Annotated in this window: 1 protein-coding gene; it reads right to left on the reverse strand. The window is 44.8% G+C overall.

Annotation, left to right across the window (positions count from 1 at the left end; genetic code table 11):
* Positions 1 to 46: 46 nt before the first annotated feature.
* Positions 47 to 250: hypothetical protein (locus L8D11_RS05625; protein ID WP_236870674.1), on the reverse strand; the 204-nt coding region annotated here is incomplete at its 5' end.

Raw genomic sequence — 250 nt, forward strand, 5'->3', positions numbered from 1 at the left:
TAGATGATATAATCAAAGAACTCCAATCTTCAATTATTGCGGGCATTTACATTCCCTCTTCTGTAAGAGGAGTGCAAATACCAAAGGCAAATGGTAAAACCCGTTTACTTGGTATACCCACAGTGATGTGCGCCGTGCATGATGTAAGAGTAGAGGGTTCAAGTCCCTCATGGGCTGATATAGAGCTGTCCATTAGCTGAGGCAAGGTTAACTTCGTGAGGAGTTGGCGGAAGGAAGCTGACGGCAAAGT

This window comes from Candidatus Bandiella numerosa (assembly GCF_021811875.1).
Lineage (GTDB): Bacteria > Pseudomonadota > Alphaproteobacteria > Rickettsiales > Midichloriaceae > Aquirickettsia > Aquirickettsia numerosa_A.